20 protein-coding genes and 1 pseudogene are annotated in these 23,033 nt (G+C 64.9%); 12 read left to right on the top strand and 9 right to left on the bottom strand.

Annotation, left to right across the window (positions count from 1 at the left end):
- Window positions 1-5: 5 nt before the first annotated feature.
- Together TSA1_RS13250 and TSA1_RS13245 are read right to left on the bottom strand one after the other, a co-directional pair.
- A complete protein-coding gene (locus tag TSA1_RS13250; protein ID WP_100176758.1) occupies window positions 6-803 on the bottom strand; it encodes a hypothetical protein in 798 nt (265 codons plus the stop codon).
- 381 nt (window positions 804-1,184) lie between these two features.
- Window positions 1,185-2,423 carry an MFS transporter gene (locus TSA1_RS13245; protein ID WP_100176757.1) on the bottom strand — a complete coding sequence of 413 codons (1,239 nt, stop codon included), beginning with the start codon at window positions 2,421-2,423 and terminating at the stop codon, window positions 1,185-1,187.
- Window positions 2,424-2,585: 162 nt separating this feature from the next.
- Here TSA1_RS13245 and TSA1_RS13240 point away from each other — a divergent pair, with 162 nt between their 5' ends.
- Complete coding sequence (locus TSA1_RS13240; RefSeq protein WP_100176756.1) at window positions 2,586-3,836, top strand: NupC/NupG family nucleoside CNT transporter; 1,251 nt, start codon at window positions 2,586-2,588, stop codon at window positions 3,834-3,836.
- Window positions 3,837-3,842: 6 nt separating this feature from the next.
- Here the strand turns inward: TSA1_RS13240 and TSA1_RS13235 are convergent, their stop codons facing one another.
- Together TSA1_RS13235 and TSA1_RS13230 are read right to left on the bottom strand one after the other, a co-directional pair.
- A complete protein-coding gene (locus TSA1_RS13235) occupies window positions 3,843-4,913 on the bottom strand; it encodes a threonine aldolase family protein (protein ID WP_100176755.1) in 1,071 nt (356 codons plus the stop codon).
- A gap of 27 nt (window positions 4,914-4,940) precedes the next feature.
- Window positions 4,941-5,861, bottom strand: a complete 921-nt coding sequence (locus TSA1_RS13230; protein ID WP_100176754.1) for an amino acid ABC transporter substrate-binding protein — start codon at window positions 5,859-5,861, stop codon at window positions 4,941-4,943.
- 143 nt (window positions 5,862-6,004) lie between these two features.
- Here TSA1_RS13230 and TSA1_RS13225 point away from each other — a divergent pair, with 143 nt between their 5' ends.
- On the top strand, window positions 6,005-6,925 hold the full coding sequence (locus TSA1_RS13225; RefSeq protein WP_100176753.1) for a LysR substrate-binding domain-containing protein: 921 nt from the start codon (window positions 6,005-6,007) through the stop codon (window positions 6,923-6,925).
- Window positions 6,926-6,961: 36 nt separating this feature from the next.
- Here TSA1_RS13225 and TSA1_RS13220 read toward each other — a convergent pair whose 3' ends face one another.
- A complete protein-coding gene (locus tag TSA1_RS13220; protein WP_100176752.1) occupies window positions 6,962-7,489 on the bottom strand; it encodes a cupin domain-containing protein in 528 nt (175 codons plus the stop codon).
- A 210-nt stretch (window positions 7,490-7,699) separates the two neighbouring features.
- Between TSA1_RS13220 and TSA1_RS13215 the strand changes: the two genes are divergently transcribed.
- Complete coding sequence (locus tag TSA1_RS13215; protein WP_100176751.1) at window positions 7,700-9,829, top strand: O-linked N-acetylglucosamine transferase, SPINDLY family protein; 2,130 nt, start codon at window positions 7,700-7,702, stop codon at window positions 9,827-9,829.
- Between the two features lie 172 nt (window positions 9,830-10,001).
- Here the strand turns inward: TSA1_RS13215 and TSA1_RS13210 are convergent, their stop codons facing one another.
- A complete protein-coding gene (locus TSA1_RS13210) occupies window positions 10,002-10,289 on the bottom strand; it encodes an usg protein (RefSeq protein WP_028177340.1) in 288 nt (95 codons plus the stop codon).
- 379 nt (window positions 10,290-10,668) lie between these two features.
- On the opposite strand from TSA1_RS13210, the gene TSA1_RS13205 reads away from it, so the two are divergent.
- The 3 genes and pseudogenes from TSA1_RS13205 (at window position 10,669) to TSA1_RS13195 (ending at window position 13,097) form a co-directional block, all read left to right on the top strand.
- The gene (locus tag TSA1_RS13205; RefSeq protein ID WP_097658337.1) at window positions 10,669-10,983 is read left to right on the top strand and encodes a co-chaperone GroES; all 315 of its coding nucleotides are present in this window, start codon (window positions 10,669-10,671) and stop codon (window positions 10,981-10,983) included.
- Between the two features lie 43 nt (window positions 10,984-11,026).
- The gene (groL, locus tag TSA1_RS13200; protein ID WP_100176750.1) at window positions 11,027-12,667 is read left to right on the top strand and encodes a chaperonin GroEL; all 1,641 of its coding nucleotides are present in this window, start codon (window positions 11,027-11,029) and stop codon (window positions 12,665-12,667) included.
- A gap of 144 nt (window positions 12,668-12,811) precedes the next feature.
- Window positions 12,812-13,097: pseudogene (locus tag TSA1_RS13195) on the top strand (GIY-YIG nuclease family protein).
- Window positions 13,098-13,160: 63 nt separating this feature from the next.
- Here TSA1_RS13195 and lepB read toward each other — a convergent pair.
- Both lepB and TSA1_RS13185 read right to left on the bottom strand, forming a co-directional pair.
- On the bottom strand, window positions 13,161-13,910 hold the full coding sequence (gene lepB / locus TSA1_RS13190; protein WP_100176749.1) for a signal peptidase I: 750 nt from the start codon (window positions 13,908-13,910) through the stop codon (window positions 13,161-13,163).
- A gap of 128 nt (window positions 13,911-14,038) precedes the next feature.
- The gene (locus tag TSA1_RS13185; RefSeq protein ID WP_100176748.1) at window positions 14,039-14,878 is read right to left on the bottom strand and encodes a LysR family transcriptional regulator; all 840 of its coding nucleotides are present in this window, start codon (window positions 14,876-14,878) and stop codon (window positions 14,039-14,041) included.
- Between the two features lie 126 nt (window positions 14,879-15,004).
- On the opposite strand from TSA1_RS13185, the gene TSA1_RS13180 reads away from it, so the two are divergent.
- From TSA1_RS13180 to TSA1_RS13165, 4 genes are all read left to right on the top strand, one after another.
- Entirely contained in the window at window positions 15,005-15,598 is a 594-nt protein-coding gene (locus tag TSA1_RS13180; RefSeq protein ID WP_100176747.1) for a cysteine hydrolase family protein, read from the top strand.
- Window positions 15,599-15,609: 11 nt separating this feature from the next.
- Window positions 15,610-16,239 (top strand): glutathione binding-like protein, encoded by a 630-nt coding sequence (locus TSA1_RS13175; protein WP_100176746.1) that lies wholly within the window; start codon window positions 15,610-15,612, stop codon window positions 16,237-16,239.
- Window positions 16,240-16,348: 109 nt separating this feature from the next.
- Window positions 16,349-17,704, top strand: a complete 1,356-nt coding sequence (locus TSA1_RS13170) for a caspase family protein (RefSeq protein WP_100176745.1) — start codon at window positions 16,349-16,351, stop codon at window positions 17,702-17,704.
- Window positions 17,705-17,786: 82 nt separating this feature from the next.
- Window positions 17,787-18,611, top strand: a complete 825-nt coding sequence (locus TSA1_RS13165; protein WP_100176744.1) for an SDR family NAD(P)-dependent oxidoreductase — start codon at window positions 17,787-17,789, stop codon at window positions 18,609-18,611.
- Between the two features lie 60 nt (window positions 18,612-18,671).
- On the opposite strand, the gene TSA1_RS13160 is transcribed toward TSA1_RS13165, so the two are convergent.
- A complete protein-coding gene (locus TSA1_RS13160) occupies window positions 18,672-19,760 on the bottom strand; it encodes a DUF2778 domain-containing protein (RefSeq protein WP_174718888.1) in 1,089 nt (362 codons plus the stop codon).
- A 653-nt stretch (window positions 19,761-20,413) separates the two neighbouring features.
- Between TSA1_RS13160 and TSA1_RS13155 the strand changes: the two genes are divergently transcribed.
- Together TSA1_RS13155 and TSA1_RS13150 are read left to right on the top strand one after the other, a co-directional pair.
- Window positions 20,414-20,938 (top strand): FecR domain-containing protein, encoded by a 525-nt coding sequence (locus TSA1_RS13155; RefSeq protein WP_174718887.1) that lies wholly within the window; start codon window positions 20,414-20,416, stop codon window positions 20,936-20,938.
- Between the two features lie 73 nt (window positions 20,939-21,011).
- Window positions 21,012-22,898 (top strand): CHASE2 domain-containing protein, encoded by a 1,887-nt coding sequence (locus tag TSA1_RS13150; protein ID WP_100176741.1) that lies wholly within the window; start codon window positions 21,012-21,014, stop codon window positions 22,896-22,898.
- Window positions 22,899-23,033: the final 135 nt, after the last annotated feature.

Genomic DNA, 23,033 nt, shown 5'->3' with positions numbered 1-23,033 from the left:
AACCGCTACTTCTTGCCGAGGGCTTCTGATACCAGATGAAGCCCACGATCCTTGGCCGCGATCAACTGTCGTTGAAATGCGGCCAACGTTGCTTCCTTGCTGTCGGGCGCAAGATCACCGACCATTGTCGCGAAGTGGCGGTCGGCCTCTTCGAACCGGCCAAGGCGGCGCAGTATTTCACCGGTCAGAAGGCGATCGGACATGCGCTCTTCTGCGCTCCTCGTCGTGTCGGCAACGTCCACGGCCAGCCGCGCGAGCAATTCAGTCGCATAGCGCGTGTAGCGTTCGCCGGTCGTGCCCTCGGCCATCAGGCGCCGGACAGAGTCCGAACCGATCCTTGTGGGCCCGCCAGGCGCCTTCAGGCGTTCGACAAGGTCGGCTCGTCCCGCCTCCCATGTCGCCTGCAGCAGCAGATTTGATACCGCCGCATGAGATGCACCAGTGTGCCCCACGATCCACGCCGCACGGTAATAGGGCATCTCGCTCCTGATGCCTTGAAACTCCGGAGACAGGATCAAAGGCCGAAGCCGTTCAAGTTCGTCATCCTCGTACTTCGCCTTGACGAAAACAAATCCATTCGTCGGACAGCTCGCCAGCGGCCACGGACTTTCGATGGCCCCGACCGGCATCCGGTCGAGCTGCTGGTCGAGGGACGTACCGGAGTTCTGCGCACTGAAAGTGAATTTGACGCCGTCATAGGGACAGATCATTTCGACCATGCTTCTGGTCATCGCATGAGCGGCGAACGTACCGCCGGTCAGAGCAAGCCATGCCAGGGCTAACAATCGTGATCGCCGGCCCATCTTCCCGTCTATCCTGCGTAGAGACCGATCCCGACGACGACCTTGCCGGTAGGAATACGCCGTTCGTGTGGCGCCCCATACACACCGCCCTTTCCGGAAGGCCGGCGGACTCAAAAATTGAAAAACAACCCCATGCACAGTAGGCGTCAAGTGGCGCCTGCTGCTGCTTGGTTGCGGGGGCAATGCGCGTTAAGTCGCCGCGCTGTCTCAACAATCGTCATTGCGAGCACAGTGCCCTCGTGCCCCGGACGCTGCGCGGCAGGCAATGACGCGCTGCCGAGCCGGGCCCATGCCTCCGAGATCTCCTGCTTGGCCTTCTGGGTCCCGGCTCTGCACCGCAACGCTGATGCGTTGCGGCTTGTCCGGGACACGAGGCTTCCCCTACTCCAAGCTCTCCACCTTCCGCAGGCTCGGGAACAGCTTCATCCAGAGCAGCGCCACCGCGACGGTGGCAACGCCGCCGAGCACGGCGGCGGGCATGGCGCCAAGCAGCGCTGCCGCCACGCCGCTTTCGAACTGGCCGAGCTGGTTGGAGGCGTTGATGAACAGGAAGTTCACCGCGCCGACCCGGCCGCGCATCTCGTCGGGGGTCGAGAGCTGCACCAGCGAAAAGCGGATCACGACGCTGATCGTGTCGGCGGCGCCGAGCACGGCGAGCGACAGCACCGACAGCCACATCCAGGACGACAGCGCGAACACGATGGTGGCAAGACCGAACACGATCACGGCCTGGAACATGCGCAGGCCCACGTGCCGTGAGATGGCGTGACGTGCCAGCACCATGGTCATCAGCAGCGCGCCGACCGCGGGCGCGGCGCGCAACACGCCGAGCCCGACCGGGCCGGTCTGCAGGATGTCGCGGGCATAGATCGGCAACAGCGCGGTGACGCCGCCGAACAGCACCGCGAACAGATCCAGCGAGATGGTGCCGAGGATCGCCGGATTGCTGCGAATGAAGCGGACGCCGGCGAAGATATTGTCCGTCTCCGTCCCCGCCTTCGCGATGGCCTGCGGGCGCGGCCGGATGAAGCCGGTCAGGATCATCCCGAAGATCCAGAACAGCACCATCATGGCATAGGCAAGATGCGGTGCGAGTGCATAGGCCAAGCCGCCCAGCGCAGGGCCCGTGATGGTTGCGACCTGCGCCGCGCCGCTGGAGACGGCGGTGGCGCGCTGCAGCGAGCCCTGCGGCGCGATCAGCGGCAGCAGCGCCGCCGTGGTCGGGCTCTCGAACGCGCCGGCGATCCCGAGCAGGAAGGTCGCGATGAAGATCTGCACTTCACTGACCGCGCCGACATAGGTGATGATGGCGAGATAGAGCGCGGTCGCGGCCTCCACGAGCTGGCAGAGCTGGACCACGCGCTTGCGCTCGAAGCGGTCGGCGGCATGGCCGGCGACGAACACCAGGAGCGCGGTGGGCAGGAACTGGACGAGGCCGACCATGCCGAGATCGAAGGCCGATCCGGTGAGATCGTAGATCTGCCAGCCGATCGCGACCGCCGCGATCTGGCTGGAAAAACGCGACAGGCTGCGCGAAAGCAGGAAGAACAGGAACGCGCGGTGCGCAAGAAGCGCGCGGGCGCTGACCGGCGGATGTCCGGATATTGGCTGCTCTGGCATCGCCTTTCGGGTCACCCTCGGACCGCTCTCCCCCTTCGACGTGGACGGGGCCTCGCGTGACCGAGGTCGACCGGCTTGTCAACAGTGGGGCGCTTCCAGCCGCTCCCGGCATTGCCTTTGCAGCGCGGGCGCGGCCATAATCATTGAGGGTTTGGGGACATCATGCTGCGCTTGCAATCGGCACTCGGCATTTTCGCATTGCTGTTGATCGCCTTCGCGCTCGCGGAGAATCGGCGCGCCGTGTCGCTGCGCCAGGCCGCGGTCGGCCTGCTCGTCACCTTCGCCACCGCGATCGTGCTCCTGAAGCTGCCGGTCGTCGCGCACGCCTTCGGCGCCATCAACGACGCGGTCGGTGCGATCTCGGCGGCCTCGCGCGCCGGCTCCGCCTTCGTGTTCGGCTATGTCGGCGGCGGCACCCTGCCCTTCGACCTCAAGGTGCCCGGCGCCGATTTCATCCTGGCGTTCCAGGCGCTGCCGATCGTGCTGGTGATGAGCGTGCTGACGACGCTGCTGTTCTACTGGCGCGTGCTGCCGCCTATTGTCCGCGGCATGGCCTGGCTGCTGGAGCGGACGCTGGGGGTCGGCGGCGCGGTGGGCCTGTCGACCGCGGCCAATATCTTTCTCGGCATGGTCGAGGCGCCGCTGTTCGTTCGGCCCTATCTCGCGCAGATGACCCGCAGCGAATTGTTCCTGGTGATGACCGGCGGCATGGCGGGCATCGCCGGCACGGTGCTGGTCCTCTACGCGACGCTGCTCGCGCCCCTCATCCCGGATGCCGCCGCGCATTTCGTGATCGCGTCCGTGCTGGGGGCGCCGGCCGCGATCCTCGTCAGCCTGATCATGGTGCCCGAGACCTCGGACAAGCGCACCGGCGGCGCGCTGGAAGACCCGGAGATGCACGTCGCCGGCACAATGGACGCGATCGTGAAGGGCACCACCGCCGGTCTCGAGCTGCTGCTCAACATCGTCGCGATGCTGCTGGTGCTGGTGGCGCTGGTCTATCTCGTCAACGCCATGCTCGGCCTGCTGCCCGCCATCGGCGGCGCAGCGATCTCGCTGCAGCGCCTGCTCGGCCTCGTGATGGCGCCGGTCTGCTGGCTGATGGGATTGCCGTGGGATCAGGCCGTCACCGCCGGCAGCCTGATGGGCACCAAGACCGTGCTCAACGAATTGATCGCCTATGTCGATTTCTCGAAGCTGCCGCCCGGCGCGCTCGACCCGCGCTCGCGCCTGATCATGCTCTACGCGATGTGCGGCTTCGCCAATTTCGCCAGCCTCGGCATCATGATCGGCGGCCTCGGCGTGATGGCGCCGGAGCGGCGCGAGGAGATCAACACGCTCGGGCTGAAGTCGATCGTGTCTGGGACGCTGACGACGTGCCTGATGGGCGCGGTGGTGGGGGTGCTGGCGTAGGCCTTTCTAAGCGAAAGTTTCCGCCACGAGGCGAAATGTCATGGCGGCGCGATCAATATCCGCATCGTCGATATGGCGGTGGGTCACACAGCGCAGTCGCTGTTTGCCCCAAGGTCTCGCCTTCACGCCAGCCTTCTCCAGAGCCGCAGACCACGCGGCGCCGTCACGCCCGGAGCGGGAGACATCGACCTGCACGATATTCGTCTGCGGGATTGTCGCACTCACCTCTGGATGCATCTTGTTCAACGCATCACTCAGGGCGCGCGCTCGCCTGTGATCCTGCGCCAGACGCTGCCCCATGACCTGAACGGCCTCCAGGCCCGCTGCAGCAAGGACGCCGATCTGGCGCTGCGAGCCCCCCAGCATGCGGCGAAACCTGCGGCTCCTGTCGATCACGGCGCGCGGCCCGGCGAGCACGGCGCCGGCCGGCGCACTCAGGCCCTTCGACAGACACAGGGCGACCGTGTCGCAATGCCTCGCGACCTGATCCGGCGCCACGCCAAGGGCGGTTGCGGCGTTGAAGATCCTCGCTCCGTCGAGATGCACCGGGACGCCGCGAGATGAGGCCATGGCGTGGACGGCCTGCATGTGCTCCAGCGGCAGCACGGCGCCGCTCGCATTGTTGTGCGAGGTTTCCATCGCGACAAGGGCGGTCTTGAGCTTGAGCCCCTCGCCCTGCAGGGCGTCCTCGAGCAAATTCAGGTCCATCGCGCCGGCGGTCCCGGCGACAGGAAGGTGGAACAGCCCCGTCAACGTCGCCGCGCCTCGTTCAGACACATACATATGAGCGGTCGATTCCAGCACGACCTGTTCGCTGCGCTCCGACTGAGCGAGCGTCGCCAGGAGATTGGCCAAAGTGCAGCTCGGCACGAACAAGCCGGCCTCCTTGCCCAAGGCCACAGCCGCAACGGCCTCCAACTCCCGCGCCGTGGGGTCGCCGTCCAGCCCGTCATCGCCCAGCGGCGCCGAGGCCATGCGGGCGTACATCGCCTCGGTCGGCTTGGTGACCGTATCGCTGCGCAGGTCGATGGGCGGCAAGTCGGCGGCCGCCGAGTTTGTTTCGTTTTGCTGTGCCATGACGGACGTCCTAGAGCGCCTTGCGCATCATTCGTAGACCGCCGGGTCGCCGGAATCGGTCGGGTTCGCCAGCGCCCGCTTCAGGGCCGCGCTCATCGGGAATTTCAGGTTGAGGCCATGCGGCGGGATCGGCGAATTGAAATATTTGTCGTAGAGCGCCGCAATCCGTCCGTTCTTGATCAGATCGATCACGGCGTCGTCGACGACTTTCTTGAAAGCAGGATCATCCTTGGGTTCGACGATGCCGTAAGGAGCCAGCTCGAGACTCTTGCTGCCGATCAGGAAGTCATCCGGTGTCCTCGACGAGGCGACCGTAGCATAGGCAAGACCGTCATCGTTGGCGGTACCGGCCGCCCGGCCCGACGACAGCATCAGGAAGGTCTCGGCCGTGTCCTTGGCCGGCACGACGGTGATGCCGAGATTGTTCTTGGCGTTGATCAGCGTAATCACCTTGAAAGTCTGGCCACCGGCCTGGGCGGCGATGGCCTTGCCGCGAAACGAAGCCGGGTCGTTGACGTCGACCCCGCCATCCTTGCGCGCGACGAGGACGACCTGCGCAACGAAGATGGTGGGAGAAAAGGCGACGAGTTTGTGCCGCTCGAGATTATTGGTGGTGTTGCCGCATTCGAGATCGATCGTCCCATTGGCGAGCAGCTGAAGACGCGTCGCCGAGGTTATGGGCGCGTAGCGTGTCTCGAGCTTGGGGAGCTTGAGGGCCGTCTTGATCGCCTGCACCACATGTTCGCAGATTTCCACGGTGTAGCCGATCGGCTTCTGGTTGTCGTCGAGATAGGCGAAGGGCACCGAGGTCTCGGGATACCCCAAGGAAATCGAACCACTCTCGCGGATCTTGTCCAGCCTGCTCGCACCCTGCGCCAGGGCCGGGTTCGAAACAAGACATGCAGCGGCGATCGCCGTGGCCAGTGTCTTGATGACGGTCGCTTTCATGACATCCCCCTCTCGTCGCAAATGCCCGCCCGCGGCGTGAGCCACGGCAGAGCTCCCCGCGAACGGCCTCATGCTCTGGACTATCGCCCAAAAGCTCGATCTGATGGAAATTCCCGTTTCACACTCTCCTATACGGATTTGATATGGCCGCCAGACGCATGGGCTTGAAGCACGTGGAGGCATTTCGGGCCGTCTTCCAGACGGGATCGATGACGCAGGCTGCCCAGCGCATGCATACCTCGCAGCCCCAAATCAGCCGCCTGATCGGACAGCTGGAAGCGATCACGCAACTCCCGCTGTTCGACCGCAGTGGCGGCCGCCTCCGCCCGACGGTGGAGGGATCGCGCTTCTTCCAGGAGGTCGAGAAGACTTTCATCGGCCTGGCCGGCCTCGAGGCCAGCGCAGCCAGCATCCGTTCCTTCGGCATGGGGCGGCTCAGCGTTGCGGCGATGCCGCGCCTGGCCGGCGGCCTGCTGACGCACATCGCGGCGCGCTTCAAGATCGACTATCCGCACGTGATGATCTCGATCCGATCCGGCACGGCGAGCGCCGTACACGATTGGATCAGCTCCGGGCTTTGCGACACGGGGCTCGCCATGCTCTACGGCGAGGTTGCGGGAGTGAATGTCGAGCCCGTGCTCAAGACCAAATGCGTCGCAATCATGCCGAAGGGGCATCGTCTTGCGCAAAAGAAAACGCTGCGCCCCGCCGATTTTGCCGATGAGGCGTTCATCTCCTTCGCCACGGGGAGTCCACTCCACGATCGCATCGATACGATCTTCGCGCAGGCGGGCGTCACGCGCCGCATTGTTGCGGAGACGGATCTCGGCGCATCGGTCTGTGCTCTGGTCGCGGCTGGTCTCGGCATCAGCATCATCAACCCGGTTGCCGCGCACGACGAAAGCGCGAGCGCGGCACTGATCACCCGCCCCTTCAGCCCCGCCGTCCCCGTGACGATCGCACTGCTCTACCCGCCTTATGCCGCGCGCAGCCGCCTGATCGATGCCTTCGCCGAATATGCTCGCAAGATCATGAGTGCGGAACTGGGCTATCTTGGGCGCTAGTTGCCCCGCGTCATCCGGGCTACAAGAGGCACGCGCCTACGCCTTCAGCTCCACCGTCCTGAACTCCGCCGGCAGGATCACCTCCAGCAGCTCGACGTCATCCGAATAATCCAGGATCATGTGCTTGATCTTCGGCGGCTGGGTCCAGGCACTGCCTTCCTTCATCAAGGTCTCGCCCTGCCCGTCCATGTAGGTCTTCACCCAGCCCTTGAGCACATAGACCATCTGGAACTCGACGTCGTGGAAGTGCAGCTTCGAGACCTCGGCCGGATTGCACGGGCCTTGCAGGCGGATCACATGCGCTTGCGCAAGACCATGTGTCGCATCGGCAATGCCGAGGTCGCGGTACTTGGCGTAGGCGCGCAGGCCGTCGGCCTTGAAGTCTTCCTCGCGGTGATGGCTGATCGCGATGCGTTGTCTCGGGCGCGCGGGCTTTTTCGGAGCCGCGACGGGTGCCTTCGCCTTCACCGCCTTGCGCGCCGGCGATCGCGCCGCCGCCTTCACGCCGCTGCGCTTCTTCACTGCGGTCTTCGCCGCGGGTCTTGATGCCTTTTGCTTGGCCATTGTCTGCCTCCCTGATCGGAGCCGTGCCCGCCGGACGGGTGCGCCCCGAAGGCAGACTAGCCAGTCTTGGACGAGGCAGCAATTGCGGGGCGTAAGGCTGGTCACCCGAAGATCGTAGCTTGTCCGAAGCTGTCGTCGCGAACGGCCCTTATCTCGTATTCGCTTTCTCGCTGAATTAATCTTGCAGGGAGATTCTGGGGGACTTGATTCATGGGCGGCAGCGTAGGTCAGCGTGCATTTCAGAATGCCCGGCTTCAGAAGCGGCAAAAGGCGGAAGTGCTGCCGCTGGTCGGGCACGCTCTCCAGCTGCACAAGATGGGACTTCTGCCGGAGGCGCAGGCCGCCTATCGCCAAGTCCTTCAGCTCGCGCCCAACCAAGTCGTCGCGCTGCACATGCTCGGCATCATGGAGTCCGATGCCAAGAACTATCAGCAGGCCGAAAGCCTGCTGCGCCGGGCGGTCGCTGCCGATCCACGATCTGCCGATGCCCATATGAGCCTCGGCATCGCCCTCAACGGCCTCCGGCGTCACGACGAGGCCTGCGCGAGCTACCGAAAGTCCCTCGCCTTGCGGCCCAACCATGCCGTCACGCTTTCCAATCTCGGCAATGCGAGCGTGGCCCTGGAGCTTCACGAGGAAGCGCTGCACAGCTATGACAAGGCGCTCGCACTCGACCCGAACCTTGCCGAAGCCCATAACGGCCGGGGTTGGGCGCTCTGCCGTCAGCGCAGCTATGACGAGGCCGTCGCAAGCTTGAACCGTGCGCTGTCGATCAAGCCCAATTACGCCGCGGCGCTCGCGAACCGCGCCACCGCTTTGCGGGAACTTCAGCGATTTGACGAAGCCCTGGCAGACGGCAATCGGGCCATCGCGCTGGCACCCGACGACGCGAATGGGTGGCTCGCAAGGGCCGGTGTGCTGCTCCAGATCCAGCAGATTGCCCAGGCCTCGCACGATTGCGAGCAGGCTCTCGCGATCGATCCCGGCTCCATTCAGGCTCATCTGGTGCTGGGCCTCTGCCTCGCCGGACTTGGCCGGGTCGACGAAGCCCTCGCCAGTTTCGACAGGGCGCTCGACATCCAGCCTGACCTGCAGAGCGCGATCTCCAACAAGATATTCACGCTCGACTTTGCCGGAGACGCCACCGTCGAACGGCATCAGCAGGCGCGGCAGGTGTGGTGGGAGCGTGTCGGCGCGAAAATCGCTTCGGAAGCGGCAAGACCGCACGGCAACAGCCGCGATCCGGACCGCCGCCTGGTGCTCGGCTATGTCTCGTCGGATTTCAACGCGCATTCGGCCGCGTTGATCTTCATGCCGGTCCTTCAACACCACGACCGGGCACAGTTCGAGATCGTGTGCTACGCCTGCTCGTCGAAAGTGGATGCGACGACCGGCGAATTTCAGAAGATCGCCGATCGCTGGCGCGACGCCTCGCAATGGACCGAGGATCGCCTCGCCGACGAGATCCGCGCTGACGGCATCGACATCCTGATCGATCTGTCCGGCCATACCAGAGGCAACCGCCTCGGCGTGTTTGCGCGCAAGCCGGCGCCGATCCAGGTCCATGGCTGGGGCCACGGCACGGGCACCGGGCTGCCGACGATCGACTATCTGATGTCGGACCCGGTCGCGATTCCTCACGGCGTCCGGCATCTGTTTGCGGAGACCGTCGTCGACCTGCCATGCTTCGTGACGCTGGCGCCGCTGCCGGACGGGATTGCGCGGGCGCCTACGCCCGCGATCTCGAACGGCTTCGTCACCTTCGGCGTCTTCAACCGCATCAGCAAGATTTCGGACGAGGCCGCGCAGGTCTGGTCCAGGATCCTCGAGCAGGTGCCGGGCTCGCGACTGCTGATCAAGGATGTCGCGCTGGATGACGAGATGGTCCGCGAAAATCTCCTGGCGCGGTTCGGTTCTTGCGGATTGCCGGCCGAACGCGTCGAATTGCTCGGGGCCACCTTGCGAAGCGAACATCTGGCATCGTTCAATCGCGTCGACATCTGCCTCGACCCGTTCCCGCAGAATGGCGGCGTCAGTACGTGGGAAGCCCTGCAGATGGGCGTGCCGGTGGTCGCGAAGCTCGGCAACAGCCTGCCGAGCCGTGCTGCCGGCTCCATCCTCACGGCGCTTGGCCTGCCGGACTGGGTCACCGATAGCCGTGAAGCCTATATCGACATCGCAACGAGCCGAGCCTCAGAGATCAGCGAGCTCGACAAACTGCGCCGCGAACTGCCTGACACGATCCGGGCCGCAGCCGCCAGCAACCCCGTCTCATACGGGCGCGCTGTGGACGAGGCCTATCGCGCGATGTGGAGACGCTATTGCAGCGAAGGCGCCTGATTGCGGCTCAGGCGATCACGCGGCTAGGGCGTTCGCTCGACGCAGCCGCAATGGAGATATCGCAGGGTTGGCAAGGCGAAAGCGTTCCCACGACCTCTCTCAATCAGAGGCAGATGGTGGGCACGGCGCGCCAAGAGCGCGCCTTTGCCCACCGACGAAACCGCTGTTCGCCTCAATGCAGCCGGAATACGCCGTCCACGGCGCGCAGCTCGGCCGGCTTGATCAGCTTGGAATGCGCCACAGTGACCGAATGGAGGGGACCGTCGAGCTTTTCCTGCCAGAACGCCAGGAAATCCTTCAGCGCCGGGAATTTCGGAAACATGTCGTAGTTCTGCCAGACGTAGGTCTGGAGCAGCGAGGGATGATCCGGCATCCGATAGAGAATTTGCGCCGTCGTCAGCCCGTAACCCAGCATCTGTTTCCGGAAATCCTCGGAAACGCCCCCACTCCGCAAGCCCATGCCAACCTCCTTTGCAGGAGCGCATTCAAGGGGGCGGCCTGGTCGGTGTGCGCCTTACGAGCCACCCGGTACTGATGCGCTCACATGAGAGAAATGTGACGCAAACTGACAATCCATCTCAAGCCCAAAAGTTTAACAAGCTGTTGAAATTCAATGCGTTAGCAGCAGATACAGCACCGTGCTAATACGGGGCTCGGCTTCGGTTAACGATGGGAATGAGATTTTGGCAGACCGCGCTTCCGAGTGCTTATTTTTCTGCTAGAAGCCCTTGCCCCCGCAAAAATCCTGCCTTATCTCAAGCTGGCCCGCCTGGCACTCGCCGGCGGCGACTGCTAACAATCTGAAATCATCAACCCGAGCAATTGCTTAGGAGGACTGCATGAATTTCCGTCCGCTTCACGACCGCGTCGTGGTCAAGCGCATCGACGCAGAAGAGAAGACCGCTGGCGGCATCATCATTCCCGACACGGCCAAGGAAAAGCCCTCCCAGGGCGAAGTCATCGCCGTCGGCCCCGGTGGCCGCGACGAGGCCGGCAAGCTGATCCCGATCGACCTGAAGGTCGGCGACCGTGTGCTGTTCGGCAAGTGGTCCGGCACCGAGGTCAAGATCGACGGCGTCGATCTCTTGATCATGAAGGAAAGCGACATCATGGGCGTTCTCGACGTCCCCGCTTCCAAGAAGAAGGCGGCCTAAGAGCCCCTCTCTCACCCAGCTAAACACCTAAGGAAAAATCCAGATGGCAGCTAAAGAAGTCAAATTCTCCGTCGATGCGCGCGACAAGATGCTTCGCGGCGTCGACATCCTCGCCAACGCGGTGAAGGTCACGCTCGGCCCGAAGGGCCGCAACGTCGTGCTCGACAAGTCGTTCGGCGCTCCCCGCATCACCAAGGACGGCGTCACCGTCGCCAAGGAGATCGAGCTCGAGGACAAGTTCGAGAACATGGGCGCGCAGATGGTGCGCGAAGTCGCCTCCAAGTCCGCTGACGCGGCCGGCGACGGCACCACCACCGCGACCGTGCTGGCGCAGGCGATCGTGCGCGAAGGCGCCAAGTCGGTGGCCGCCGGCATGAACCCGATGGACCTCAAGCGCGGTATCGACCTCGCGGTCGAGGCCGTCGTTGCGGACCTCGTCAAGAACTCCAAGAAGGTCACCTCGAACGACGAGATCGCCCAGGTCGGCACCATCTCGGCCAACGGCGACGCGGAGATCGGCAAGTTCCTCGCCGACGCCATGAAGAAGGTCGGCAACGAGGGTGTCATCACCGTCGAGGAAGCCAAGTCGCTCGAGACCGAGCTCGACGTCGTCGAGGGCATGCAGTTCGACCGCGGCTACATCTCGCCCTACTTCGTCACCAACGCCGACAAGATGCGCGTTGAGATGGACGACGCCTACATCCTCATCAACGAGAAGAAGCTCTCCTCGCTGAACGAGCTGCTGCCGCTGCTCGAGGCCGTGGTGCAGACCGGCAAGCCGCTGGTCATCGTCGCCGAAGACGTCGAAGGTGAAGCGCTCGCGACCCTGGTCGTGAACCGCCTCCGTGGCGGCCTGAAGGTCGCGGCCGTCAAGGCTCCGGGCTTCGGCGATCGCCGCAAGGCCATGCTGCAGGACATCGCGATCCTGACCGGCGGCCAGGCGATCTCGGAAGATCTCGGCATCAAGCTCGAGAACGTCACGCTCAACATGCTCGGTCGCGCCAAGAAGGTGATGATCGACAAGGAGAACACCACGATCGTCAACGGCGCCGGCAAGAAGGCCGACATCGAGGCGCGCGTGGCCCAGATCAAGGCGCAGATCGAGGAGACCACCTCGGACTACGACCGTGAGAAGCTCCAGGAGCGTCTTGCCAAGCTCGCGGGCGGCGTCGCGGTGATCCGCGTCGGCGGCGCGACCGAGGTCGAGGTGAAGGAGCGCAAGGATCGCGTTGATGACGCGATGCATGCGACCCGCGCGGCTGTCGAGGAAGGCATCGTCCCGGGCGGCGGCGTCGCCCTGCTCCGTGCTTCCGAGCAGCTCAAGGGCCTGCGCACCAAGAACGACGACCAGAAGACCGGCGTCGAGATCGTGCGCAAGGCGCTGTCGGCTCCCGCTCGCCAGATCGCGATCAACGCCGGTGAAGACGGCTCCGTGATCGTCGGCAAGGTGCTGGAGAACAAGACCTACGCCTACGGCTTCGACTCCCAGACCGGCGAATATGGTGACCTCGTCAAGAAGGGCATCATCGACCCGACCAAGGTGGTCCGTACCGCGATCCAGAACGCAGCTTCGGTGGCAGCGCTCCTGATCACCACGGAAGCCATGGTCGCCGAGCTGCCCAAGAAGGGCGGCGCCGGCCCGGCGATGCCCCCCGGCGGCGGCATGGGCGGCATGGACTTCTAAGGGTCCAACGTTCTCAAGAACTACGAAACCCCGGCAGCGATGCCGGGGTTTTTGTTTTCCCTTGATACACGTTAAGATAGCGCTCCAGCGTCATTCCGGGGCGGCGCAAAGCGCCGAGCCCGGAATCCATTTCACGGCTTGCTCATGGCCTATTACGTCTACCTCCTCGCCAGCAAGAAATACGGCACGCTCTATCTAGGCGTGACGAACGATTGTCCGACGCACTTACGAACATAAAAGCAAAGTCGTTGCAGGGTTCAGCAAACGATACTCTGTCGATCGGTTGGTCTGGTACGAGATCTACGACGACCCCATCACCGCGATCACCCGCGAGAAGGAACTGAAGAAGTGGCGGAGGGAATGGAAAATCCGGCTCATAGAAGAGAAGACTCCTGAATGGATTGATCTCTATCCGCAAATTGCGGTCTGACCTCGCGGATCAATGGATTCCGGGCTCGATGCTGCGCATCGCCCCGGAATGACGGAGTAAGCCTCACTCCACCCTTCCCAGCCGCTCCATATGCGGCTCGCCGTCTTCGTCGAGCGACCAGAAGATGCGCGTCACCTTGCCGATGAGGTTGTCCATCGGCACGAAGCCGAACGTCGACATCATCCGGCTGTCGGTGGAATTGTCGCGGTTGTCGCCGAGCACGAAGAAGTGGCCTGGCGGCACGGTGAAGACGCTGGTGTTGTCGAGGTAGCCGTTGTCGTCGCAGTCGTTGGTCACATAGGAGGCGCCGTTCGGCAGCGTCTCGCGCCAGCGCTTGACCTTCGCCTCCTCATCGCTTCCGCAGGTCGAACCGGCGGGCTTCGCTTCCAGGGCGACGCGCCTCACCGGACGGTCGTTGAGGATGAGCTGACCCTGCCGCGTCTGAATGCGGTCGCCGGGCAGCCCGACCACGCGCTTGACGTAGTCGACCGAATTGTCCTTCGCGGTCCGGAACACGACGATGTCGCCGTATGCGGGGTCGGCGGCCAGGACGCGGCCCGAGATGAAGGACGGCGCGAAGGGAATCGAGTAGCGGCCGTAGCCATAGGCATATTTGGCGGCGAAGACGTAGTCGCCGACCATCAGCGTCGGCGCCATCGAACCCGAGGGGATGTTGAACGGCTGATAGAGCACGAAACGAAACAGGATCAGCGGCGACCACAGCACCGGGACCAGCAGGATCAGGATGAGGATCGCCTTCCATTCCCGCGCCTGCGCCCGCGAGGGCCGGATCGCTTCCGAAAGAGTGGTCATGCACTTGCCCCGATCAGGTCTCGCCGCGAGATTACGCAACTCTGGCGCACGCGCAATCCCGGCTCCGTGATCTTGGTCGCACATCGCGCGGACCGCGTTCAATTTGCAGGGCTGGACCTCACCGGCGGTCAGCCGGGCGACACCTCCCTGAAGCAGTGCCTCACCCAGTCGATCGTCACCCGCGTCGCCGCGTCGCGCTTGAGATGGTTCTGCACCAGCAGCCAGACGTCGCGCCGCTTCGACAGCAGCGTGGCGCGCAGGCCGCGGTCGGCGAGCAAGGCGGTGCAGCTGTGCTCGGGCAGCACGCCGACGGCCTGATGCGACTGGATCATGGTTCTGATGATGCGGACATTGTCCGTGATGCAACGGACGTTCGTCAGCCGCTTCGCACGCAAGAACTGCGATTCCGGGATCGTGTCGAGCTCGTCCGGATAGACGCAGGCGATCGGCTCGCCACCCGAGCGGTCGGCAGGCTCGAAGAAATACAGCCTGACGTCACCAAGCTTGGAGATGGTGAAGTCGCCCTTCTCGGGCTTGCGCAGGCGGATGGCGAGGTCGGCTTGCCAGCGCGAGAATTTGACGTTGCCGCTGGAGGTGAGGAATTGCAGGGTCAGGCCGGGATGATCGCGCAGGAGGTTGATCGCCCGCGGCGCCAGCAGTTCCTCGGCGACCGCATTGGTCGAGGCGATGCGAAGGCGCCCGACCGGGCCCGGCTGGCTCTCCTTGATGCGATCGATCGCCGCGGCATGGGCGGCCATCGCGCCGACATGCTCGAGCACCGCCTCGCAATGACGCGTCGGCCGCCGCAGCCCGTCCACGGCATCGAACAGCGGCACGCCGAGATCGCGCTGGATGCGCGCCAGCCGGCGGCCGACGGTGGTCTCGTCGATGCGGAGCCGCGCGCTGGCGCCGGCATAGGTGCCCTCGTCCCTCACCGCGGCGATGATGCGCAGATCGTCCCAGTTCATGGGGCCGAGTCTAGCAGCCCATGCCACCGCCTGCAATTCTGCAGCCGTAAGCTGCAATAGTCCTGCACAATGGCAGGAAGCGACTGCGCTAATGTCGCCCCATCCGATGCGCTAGAAGGCCCTGACATGACCGCTCCCAAGACACTGCTCGAACTCGCCGGCGCCGATCTCAATCCGCCGAAGCTGCACGAAGCCTGCCTCGTGCTGATCGACATCCAGAACGAATACTGCGCCGGCCCGCTGGCCCTGCCGGATGCGCAGCCGGCGATCGCAGCAGCCGCGCGCCTGCTCGCGCGGGCCCGGGCGAGCGGCACCGCGATCTTCCATGTCGCGCACAAGGGCCGCGCCGGCGGCCTGTTCGACCGTGAGGCCGCGCGCGGCGCGATCGTCGAGCGACTGGCACCGCTCGCGAGCGAACCCGTGATCGAGAAGGCGCTGCCGAACGCGTTCGCCGGCACCGAGCTGCAAGAAAAGCTTGCCGCGACCGGACGCAAGAACATCGTGCTGGCCGGCTTCATGACGCACATGTGCATCTCCTCGACCGCCCGCGCCGCGCTCGATCTCGGCCTGCGCACGACGATCGCGGCCGACGCCTGCGGCACCCGCGACCTGCCCGACGGCCACGGCGGCACGCTGGACGCCCGGACCATTCACGAGGTCGCGCTGGCCGAGCTCTCGGACCGCTTCGCGATCGTCACGCAGAGCGATGCGCTGACCTGACGGAGCCGATCATGCTGCAACTCTATTTCTTTCCCATGGCCTGCTCGCTCTCCAGCCGCATCGCGCTGATGGAGGCCGGCATCGAGGCGCAATATCACCTCGCTCATATCTGGACGAAGAAGATCGTGGACGACGGCAGCGATTTCCGCGGCGTCTCGCCGAAGGGCGCGGTGCCGGTCCTGGTGCTGGCGAACGGCGAACGGCTGACCGAGAGCGCGGCCGTACTGCAATATATCGCGGACGTGAAGCCGAAGGCCGGTCTTGCGCCGTCGTTCGGCGATCCCGATCGCTATCGGCTGCAGGAATGGCTGAGCTACATCGGCGCCGAGATCCACAAGGCGTTCCTGTTTCCAACCTTCTGGTACAAGGACGACGGCTCGCTGGCCAAGCCGCGCGCAAGAATCACGCAGACCTTGGCGGTGCCGGCGGCGCATCTGGCGGAGCGCGAGTTTCTGGTCGGCGATCGCTTCACGGTGGCGGATGCGCACCTCACCTGGGCCTTGCTGCTGCTCCGTCCCGCAGGGCTGGACATCGCGCAATGGCCGTCCTTGTCGGCCTATCTCGAGCGCATGCAGGCGCGGCCGGCGGTGCGGGAGGCGGTTGCAACGGAGATGGCGCTGCGCAAAAACCTCGCGGCGTGACAGGATGCCACGGCTACCGAACTTGGAAGGGCGATCGCGAGGGCATTGAAGTCGGCGCGGCATGCGCTAATCTGACGGGATATTTTTCAATTTTTCCCGGACGGCTTTCATGCGTCTCTTTTCAAGATGTCACCTGCCCGGATTCTGTTTGGCTCTCCTCACCTACTGGCTCGGCCTTGGTTCCGTCTTTGCGGAGACGCGGGTCGCACTGGTGATCGGCAACGGCGCTTATGCCTCGACGGCGCAGCTTCCGAACCCTTCGCACGATGCCGAAGACGTCGCGGCCTCGCTGAGGCGCAGCGGCTTCGAGGTGATCCAGGGCATCGACCTGCGCCAGGCCGACATGCAGGACCTCACCATCCGCTTCGCGCGCGCTGCGAGCCGCGCCGACGTCGCGATGTTCTACTACAGCGGCCATGCCATGCAGTACAACGGCGTCAACTATCTGATGCCCGTCGATGCCGTGCTGGCGGACGAAGCCGACCTCAAGCGCTTCGTGCGCGTCGACGACATCATCAACGACCTGCAGCAGGCCAAGAACCTGCGCATCCTCGTGCTCGATTCCTGCCGAGACAATCCGCTGGCCGAAACCCTCAAGCGCTCCGCGGGCGCGACGCGTGCAGCCTCGATCGGGCGGGGCTTGTCGAAAGTCGAGGCCCCGCGCGGCACGATCGTGTCGTTCTCGACGCAATCAGGTCAGGTCGCCGCCGATGGCGCTGGCCGCAACAGTCCCTACACCAGCGCGTTCCTCAAGCACATCGAGGAGCCGAACGAAATCGGCGACGTCTTTCGCGACATCAGCAGCGACGTCTATGACGCGAGCGGCAAGTCCCAGCTGCCCGAACTGTCGCTGTCGATCATCGGCAAATTCTATCTGAACGGACCGGTGACGGTGACGGTCGCGCCGGCGGCGTCGCAGGCCGCGCCGAAGGCCGACCCCTGTTCGGCTGCGGAAGCGCATTGGAAAGCCGCCGACGGGATCGGCACGCTGGCGGCCTTCGAGGACCATCTCGCGCGATTCCCGAATTGCATCTTCGCTACCCTCGCCAAGGCGCGCGTTGAAGGAATGAAGCAGAAGGTGGCGGTGGCGCCGAGCGGCAACGCGCGAGCCACCGGCAGCAAGGATTTCGACGGCAACTGGGACGTGACGCTGAACTGTCCGCCGACCGGCAAGGCGCAGGGATTCACAAGACCGCTGGCCGCCACGGTGACCAACGGTGTGTTTCACGCCGAGGCCCAGAGCAGAGACGGCGTCAACCGGCTCGAGATCGACGGCCAGATCCCAGCCGACGGGAAGACGACCCTGAGCGCGCGCGGCACGACGGGAGCGAGCACCTACACCCTCAATAACGTCGCGCCCGGCTCGCCCTACGCCTTCACGGTCGATGCGCAGTTCGATCGCACCCGCGGCAGCGGCAAGCGCAACGAGGCGCGCGCCTGCAATCTGGTTTTCGTCAAGCGCTGATCGTGCGATATCACGCGGTGCGGGCAATGGCTGTCGGCCCCGACCCCGCAACACGCGGACATCTCACGACAGGAACAAGATCATGGCAACGCATGACGGAACGAGGATTCTTGCCGGCAGGATCGCGCTGGTGACCGGCGCAGGCCGCGGGCTCGGCCGCGCCTTCGCGGAGAAGCTCGCCGCCCTCGGTGCCGACGTCGCCATCCACGGCATGCGCGAGAACGGGCCGGCGGAATATGGCGAAGGCACCACGCTCACCGCGGTGGCCGCGGAGATCGGCCAGCAGTTTGGCGTCCGCAGCCAGCGCGTGCTGGGCGACCTCACCAAGGGCGAGGACATCGCGCGCGTGATTGCCGAGACGGAAAGCGCGCTCGGCCCGATCGACATCCTCGTGCACAATGCCGGGGGCGACATCGCGGCCACCGGCGGCAAGCCCGATCCGAACGACGCCGTCCACATCAAGGAAGCGGATGTGCGCGCGGTGCTGGAGCGCAATCTGCTCTCGACCATCCTGACCTGTCAGGCGGTCGCGAAGGGCATGATGGAGCGGCGGGCTGGCCGCATCGTCACGCTCGGCTCGGTCGCTGCCTTCAAGGGGCGCACCCAGGGCTCGATCTACGCGGTGTCGAAGGCGGGCGTGACCCACTACACGCGATGCCTCGCCGACCAGCTTCGCCCCTACGACATCGCCGTCAATTGCATCGCGCCGGGCGACACCCGCACCGGCCGCTTCCTCGGCACGCGCGCGGTAGATCCTGGCCGGATGGTCGAGACCGGCACGCTCGATCGCATCGCCACCGTCGACGAGGTCGCGCGCGTCGTCGAGCTCTTCGCAGGACCGATGGGCGCCTTCGTCTCGGGCCAGGTGCTGCGCATCGACGGCGGCGGCCAGTGCTGGCCCGGTTGAAATCGAAAAAGAAAAGGGCCGCTGCGACGCGGCCCTTTCGTTATCCGAATTTTACCGAGCTCACTCGACCCGCGCCAGCACCGCGAGCTTGCGGATGCCCTTGTTGCGATAGGCGTCGAGGAACGCGTAGTAATCCTTGAACGACACGCAGCCGTTGGAGTCGCCGTTCGGCCCGAGCATGAAGGTGTGGGCGAGCAGGCCGTCGCGGCCGTAGATCGCGCTCTCGCCGCCGATCGGGGTCAGGCGCAGCGCCGGCACGCCGTGGAACAGCGCCTCGCGCGGCTTCAACGTGTAGATGTGCGGCGGTGTCACGCCGCGCATGCGCGTGCGCTGGGAGCGCGGATCGTCGAGATTGGAGCCGAGGCCCGAATGCGCCTCGAGCTTGGTGCCATCGGGCAGGTACACCGTCTTGGCCGTGATGTCGTAGACTGCGGTGTCGCGCTCATAGGGCGGCGCACCGCCGAACATCGGGTTCTGCTCCTTCGGCGCGATCGCCGAGGTCACGCTGGCATCGGCCGAGGCATAGGCCAAGAGCCCGCCGGACGGCTCACGCTTGCCCCAGAGCTTTTCGACCATCGACTGGCGCGGCCCGGTGATCGACATCACCGCCGCCTTGGCGCGGTCCGCGAACGACTTCTTCGCTTCGGGTGCCGGCACGATCTGCGCGGGATCTGCCGAGGCGAGCTGCACCTGGGCATCCGGAGCGCGCTTGGTCTTGTCCGCAGCCTTGTCGGTCGTCTTGTCAGTGTTCTTGGCCGGGGCCGGCTTCAGCGCCTCCGCGACCTTGGCGATCACGCTCTGCTTCGGCTGATCTTTCACCACCGCAACCTGGGTCGCGGGCGCCGCGCTCGCTGCGTTCGACGCCACCCCCTGGGTCGCGGCCGCCGCAAAGCGCTCGTTGAACATCTCGCGCGAGATCGGGGCGGCCACCTGCAAACGGTCGGGCAGCAGCGCGAAAGCTTCCTTGATGGCGTCGCCGGCCTCGCGCAGCGCGACCTTGGGCGCACGTTTCACCACCGGCTCGTCGTAGCCGATGCTACCGACGGTCGGATAGACGCTCGCGCCGAAGACGTTGTTGTAGATGGTCCAGCCGGCGCCCATCACGACGCAGCCGATCGCTGCGGCGCCAAGCCAATTGGTCGTGGTCATTTTCCGGGAAGATTTCCGCGAATTTCTCTTGGACTTCCGTGCCGCGTTACTTTGCGCAGCGATACTCGTACTCATTCGCCTTGCGTCCAGGACGGTGTCACTCAGTCCCCCTTCAAAGTGCCGCTGGTCACGATCCGGGAACAGCATCTCGCAGAGGGTCGGAGCGTCATTAAGGCGACTTTTAGTTAAATGCGGATTAAGTTCGGGCGGATGTGGGGCAACTCGTTAACGCTGTCTCATTCTGAGAAAAAAGCCCGCAAAACTACGGACTTAGGCGCGTCTGTTAACCGTAATTCTCGGCCGGATCGACGCGTTCAGCGGACCTCGCCGGCCCCTCTCTAAGCGCATCCAACCAAGTCCTTTTCGTGGTCATCAATGCCCGGAATGATACCGGGAAAGCGTTGCGCGAGGCTGGTGCGCGCGCGCCTTGCCAGCCGCGGCGCGAGAGGCCGCTGCATGGCACAAGGGCCACACATCGCGCACAGAACACTCACGCGACACAGTGCCTGACCGAAAGTTGATCGCACCGATCTGGAAAAGGCCGTGCGGAGAAAATACCTCCAAACTCGGCACTTTTCGGCAGCCTCTGCGTGTGATACGGTACCGTATCAACATCGCCTTGAACTGTGCCAAGCACGCAAACGGAGGCTGGCATGAGTAGGTTCGCGCGCGCCGGCTTTTTCGCCCTGGCGTGGTTGTTTCAGATGATCGGGTATGCGAGTGCACAGCCTGCCGCCAATGCGGGCTGCACGTCATCGCCATCGGCCGCGAGCACGCAAGTCTGGCGCTGCGACAATGGCATCACCATCGTTGCAGAAAACGGCGCCAGATTTGAACTAAAGGACGCCAACCGCGACGGACATATAGACTCCGTCGAGTTGAGCAGCAGAGCCCTGCTGGTCGAGGTGCCCAGGAAGCCCGGCGGCAATCCCTTCAAGGTGCTGACCCCGCAGGCGATTGCCGCGGTGCGCGGCACAAGATGGGCGGTCGACGTCGCTGAGGCCAAGACCTCCGTTTTCGTCGCTGACGGCCGTGTCGGCGTCAGCCGCAGGGCTCGCGGACGCGGCGTCGTCCTTGGCCCCGGCGAAGGCGTCGACGTCGAAGCGACCGGCCCGCTGACCGTCAAGACATGGGGCCAGCCGCGCGTCGACGGGCTGATGGCAAGGCTGGGTCAATAATGCCGGGTCAATGGGGCTTGGTCGATAAGGCTTTGGTCAACAGGCCCTAGAACAGAGAAGATTGCAGTACGTAGTGACTAGACGCGTTCAGATCCTGGTGGCACTCGTCCTCACCGCGTTGTGGGGTGCCGGCATCTATGCCGCGCACGCCGCCGGCCATCTGCGCTTTCTCGACCGCCTCGAAGCGACACTGACCGATTGGCGGACCCAGGTCCGCGGCGTGCAGCGTCCGCCCGATGTCGTCACCATCGTCGCGATCGACGATACCGTGGTGAAGCGCGGCGGCAGCTATCCACTGCCGCGCGCCGATCTCGCCCGGGTCGTCGACACCATCGTGCAGTTCAAGCCGAAGGTCGTCGCGATCGATCTCCTCCTGGTCGACCGCAGCGCCGCGATCGGCGACGCAACGCTTGCCAACACGCTGGCTACCGGCCCCATGGTGCTGGCCGCCGCGGCGATCTTTCCCAGCGCCAGCGAAACCGTGGAGCCGAGCAGTGCGGGCCCCCTCGCCGTGCTGCCGCAGGCAGAACGCTTCCTGCTGCCGTTGCCGGCGTTCGCCGACCACGCCGAAGTGGGCGTTGTCAACGTCGCGACGGGGCAGTCGGGCTCACCGCTTTCGGTGCCGATGCTGTTCCGGACGCACGACAAGGTCGAGCTGTCATTCCCCTTGCGGGTCGCCACCCGCGCGCTCGACAAGCCGCTGACGATCGCCTCGGATCACCTCATGCTCGGCGAGCGCGCGGTACCGACCGATGCCGATTTCGCGCTGCCGATCACCTATTACGGTCCGCGACGCACCATCCGCACCGTCAGTGCGCAGAGCATCTTCGACGGCACGCTCGATCGCACGGCGATCGAGAACCGGATCGTCGTGATCGGCGCCTCGGTCGCCGGCGGCGGCGACTTCTATCCCACACCGTTCGATTCGCTGATGCCCGGCGTCGAAGTGGTCTCGACAGCGATCACGCATCTCGTTGCCGGCGACGGCATCGTGCGCGATTACAGGGTTCATGTTGCCGACGCGCTCGCTGCAATCCTGCTGCCGATGCTGCTGATCGGCTTGCTGGCCTGGCGGCGCAGCGCGCTCGGCATCATGGCGGCGGCTGCAGTGATGATCGCCTGGGCCGGCCTCAATGCGTTCGCCTTCACGCATGGCGTCTGGCTGAATGCGGCGACCACGCTCGCCGCCGCAGTGCCGCCGGTTGCGATCTTTGCCGGCGTACAGCTGTGGGTCGGAGGCCGCCGCACGCAGTATCTCACAGCCAAGAGCAGCTCGCTGGCCCGGTTGCAGGCGCCCGCAGTGCAAGAGTGGCTGGCGCGAGATCCGAATTTCCTGTCCAAGCCGGTCCGGCAAAACGCAGCCGTGGTCTTCATCGACCTCTCCGGCTTCACGGGCTTAAGCGAACAGACCGATCCTGACGCGATCCAGGAGGTTCTGAAGGCATTTCACGCGTTGATCGACAGGACCGCGGTCGATTGCGGCGGCACGATCACGGGCTTTCTCGGCGACGGCGCCATGATCCTGTTCGGGCTTCCGGGTGCGATGCCCGATGATGCGGCGCGCGCGCTGAAATGTGCGATCGACCTGCATCGCGGCATCGAACGCTGGATCGCTTCGCTGCCCCCCGCCATCGGCGATCGGCTGGGCTTCAAGATCGGCGCGCATTTCGGCGATATCGTCGCCTCTCGCCTCGGCGAGAGCCACCAGCACATCACCGCGACAGGCGACACCGTCAACGTCGCGAACCGGTTGATGGAGGTCGCCGTCCAGAACGATGCGCGGCTCGCGCTGAGCGATACGCTGCTGGATGCCGCCGACTTCCACGGGGCGCCCGACGGCACTCTGTCGGGCCCCATCCTTGCCCGCGTCCGCGGCCGCTCGGGCGTCGTGACCGTGTGGTTCTGGCGCGATCAAAGCGGGCCAGGCCACGCTGCGACAAAGGCTGAAGTAATCAGCTGAGTGGCGTCGTCCGCTTGCCGAACACTCCGCTGTCATCCCCGCGAACGCGGAGATCCATACCGCGTGATCCATCGATGAGCGCAAGTGGCCGTACCGACTGAAAGATCGCCCACGAACAGTCTTCGCCAAACTTCT

Source organism: Bradyrhizobium nitroreducens, assembly GCF_002776695.1.
Taxonomy (GTDB): Bacteria; Pseudomonadota; Alphaproteobacteria; order Rhizobiales; family Xanthobacteraceae; genus Bradyrhizobium; species Bradyrhizobium nitroreducens.
Note: the sequence above shows the minus strand (reverse complement) of the source record. Positions and strands in the feature narration are given on the sequence as shown.

Excerpts from the sequence above, each read along its gene's own strand:
- TSA1_RS13240 (WP_100176756.1), top strand. The coding sequence starts at position 2,586 with ATGCTGCGCTTGCAATCGGCACTCGGCATTTTCGCATTGCTGTTGATC.
- TSA1_RS13185 (WP_100176748.1), bottom strand. The coding sequence starts at position 14,878 with ATGAACTGGGACGATCTGCGCATCATCGCCGCGGTGAGGGACGAGGGC.
- TSA1_RS13170 (WP_100176745.1), top strand. The coding sequence starts at position 16,349 with ATGCGTCTCTTTTCAAGATGTCACCTGCCCGGATTCTGTTTGGCTCTC.
- TSA1_RS13175 (WP_100176746.1), top strand. The coding sequence starts at position 15,610 with ATGCTGCAACTCTATTTCTTTCCCATGGCCTGCTCGCTCTCCAGCCGC.
- TSA1_RS13205 (WP_097658337.1), top strand. The coding sequence starts at position 10,669 with ATGAATTTCCGTCCGCTTCACGACCGCGTCGTGGTCAAGCGCATCGAC.
- TSA1_RS13250 (WP_100176758.1), bottom strand. The coding sequence starts at position 803 with ATGGGCCGGCGATCACGATTGTTAGCCCTGGCATGGCTTGCTCTGACC.
- TSA1_RS13215 (WP_100176751.1), top strand. The coding sequence starts at position 7,700 with ATGGGCGGCAGCGTAGGTCAGCGTGCATTTCAGAATGCCCGGCTTCAG.
- TSA1_RS13245 (WP_100176757.1), bottom strand. The coding sequence starts at position 2,423 with ATGCCAGAGCAGCCAATATCCGGACATCCGCCGGTCAGCGCCCGCGCG.
- lepB (WP_100176749.1), bottom strand. The coding sequence starts at position 13,910 with ATGACCACTCTTTCGGAAGCGATCCGGCCCTCGCGGGCGCAGGCGCGG.
- groL (WP_100176750.1), top strand. The coding sequence starts at position 11,027 with ATGGCAGCTAAAGAAGTCAAATTCTCCGTCGATGCGCGCGACAAGATG.
- TSA1_RS13180 (WP_100176747.1), top strand. The coding sequence starts at position 15,005 with ATGACCGCTCCCAAGACACTGCTCGAACTCGCCGGCGCCGATCTCAAT.
- TSA1_RS13165 (WP_100176744.1), top strand. The coding sequence starts at position 17,787 with ATGGCAACGCATGACGGAACGAGGATTCTTGCCGGCAGGATCGCGCTG.
- TSA1_RS13230 (WP_100176754.1), bottom strand. The coding sequence starts at position 5,861 with ATGAAAGCGACCGTCATCAAGACACTGGCCACGGCGATCGCCGCTGCA.
- TSA1_RS13160 (WP_174718888.1), bottom strand. The coding sequence starts at position 19,760 with ATGACCACGACCAATTGGCTTGGCGCCGCAGCGATCGGCTGCGTCGTG.
- TSA1_RS13220 (WP_100176752.1), bottom strand. The coding sequence starts at position 7,489 with ATGGCCAAGCAAAAGGCATCAAGACCCGCGGCGAAGACCGCAGTGAAG.
- TSA1_RS13235 (WP_100176755.1), bottom strand. The coding sequence starts at position 4,913 with ATGGCACAGCAAAACGAAACAAACTCGGCGGCCGCCGACTTGCCGCCC.
- TSA1_RS13210 (WP_028177340.1), bottom strand. The coding sequence starts at position 10,289 with ATGGGCTTGCGGAGTGGGGGCGTTTCCGAGGATTTCCGGAAACAGATG.
- TSA1_RS13225 (WP_100176753.1), top strand. The coding sequence starts at position 6,005 with ATGGCCGCCAGACGCATGGGCTTGAAGCACGTGGAGGCATTTCGGGCC.
- TSA1_RS13155 (WP_174718887.1), top strand. The coding sequence starts at position 20,414 with ATGAGTAGGTTCGCGCGCGCCGGCTTTTTCGCCCTGGCGTGGTTGTTT.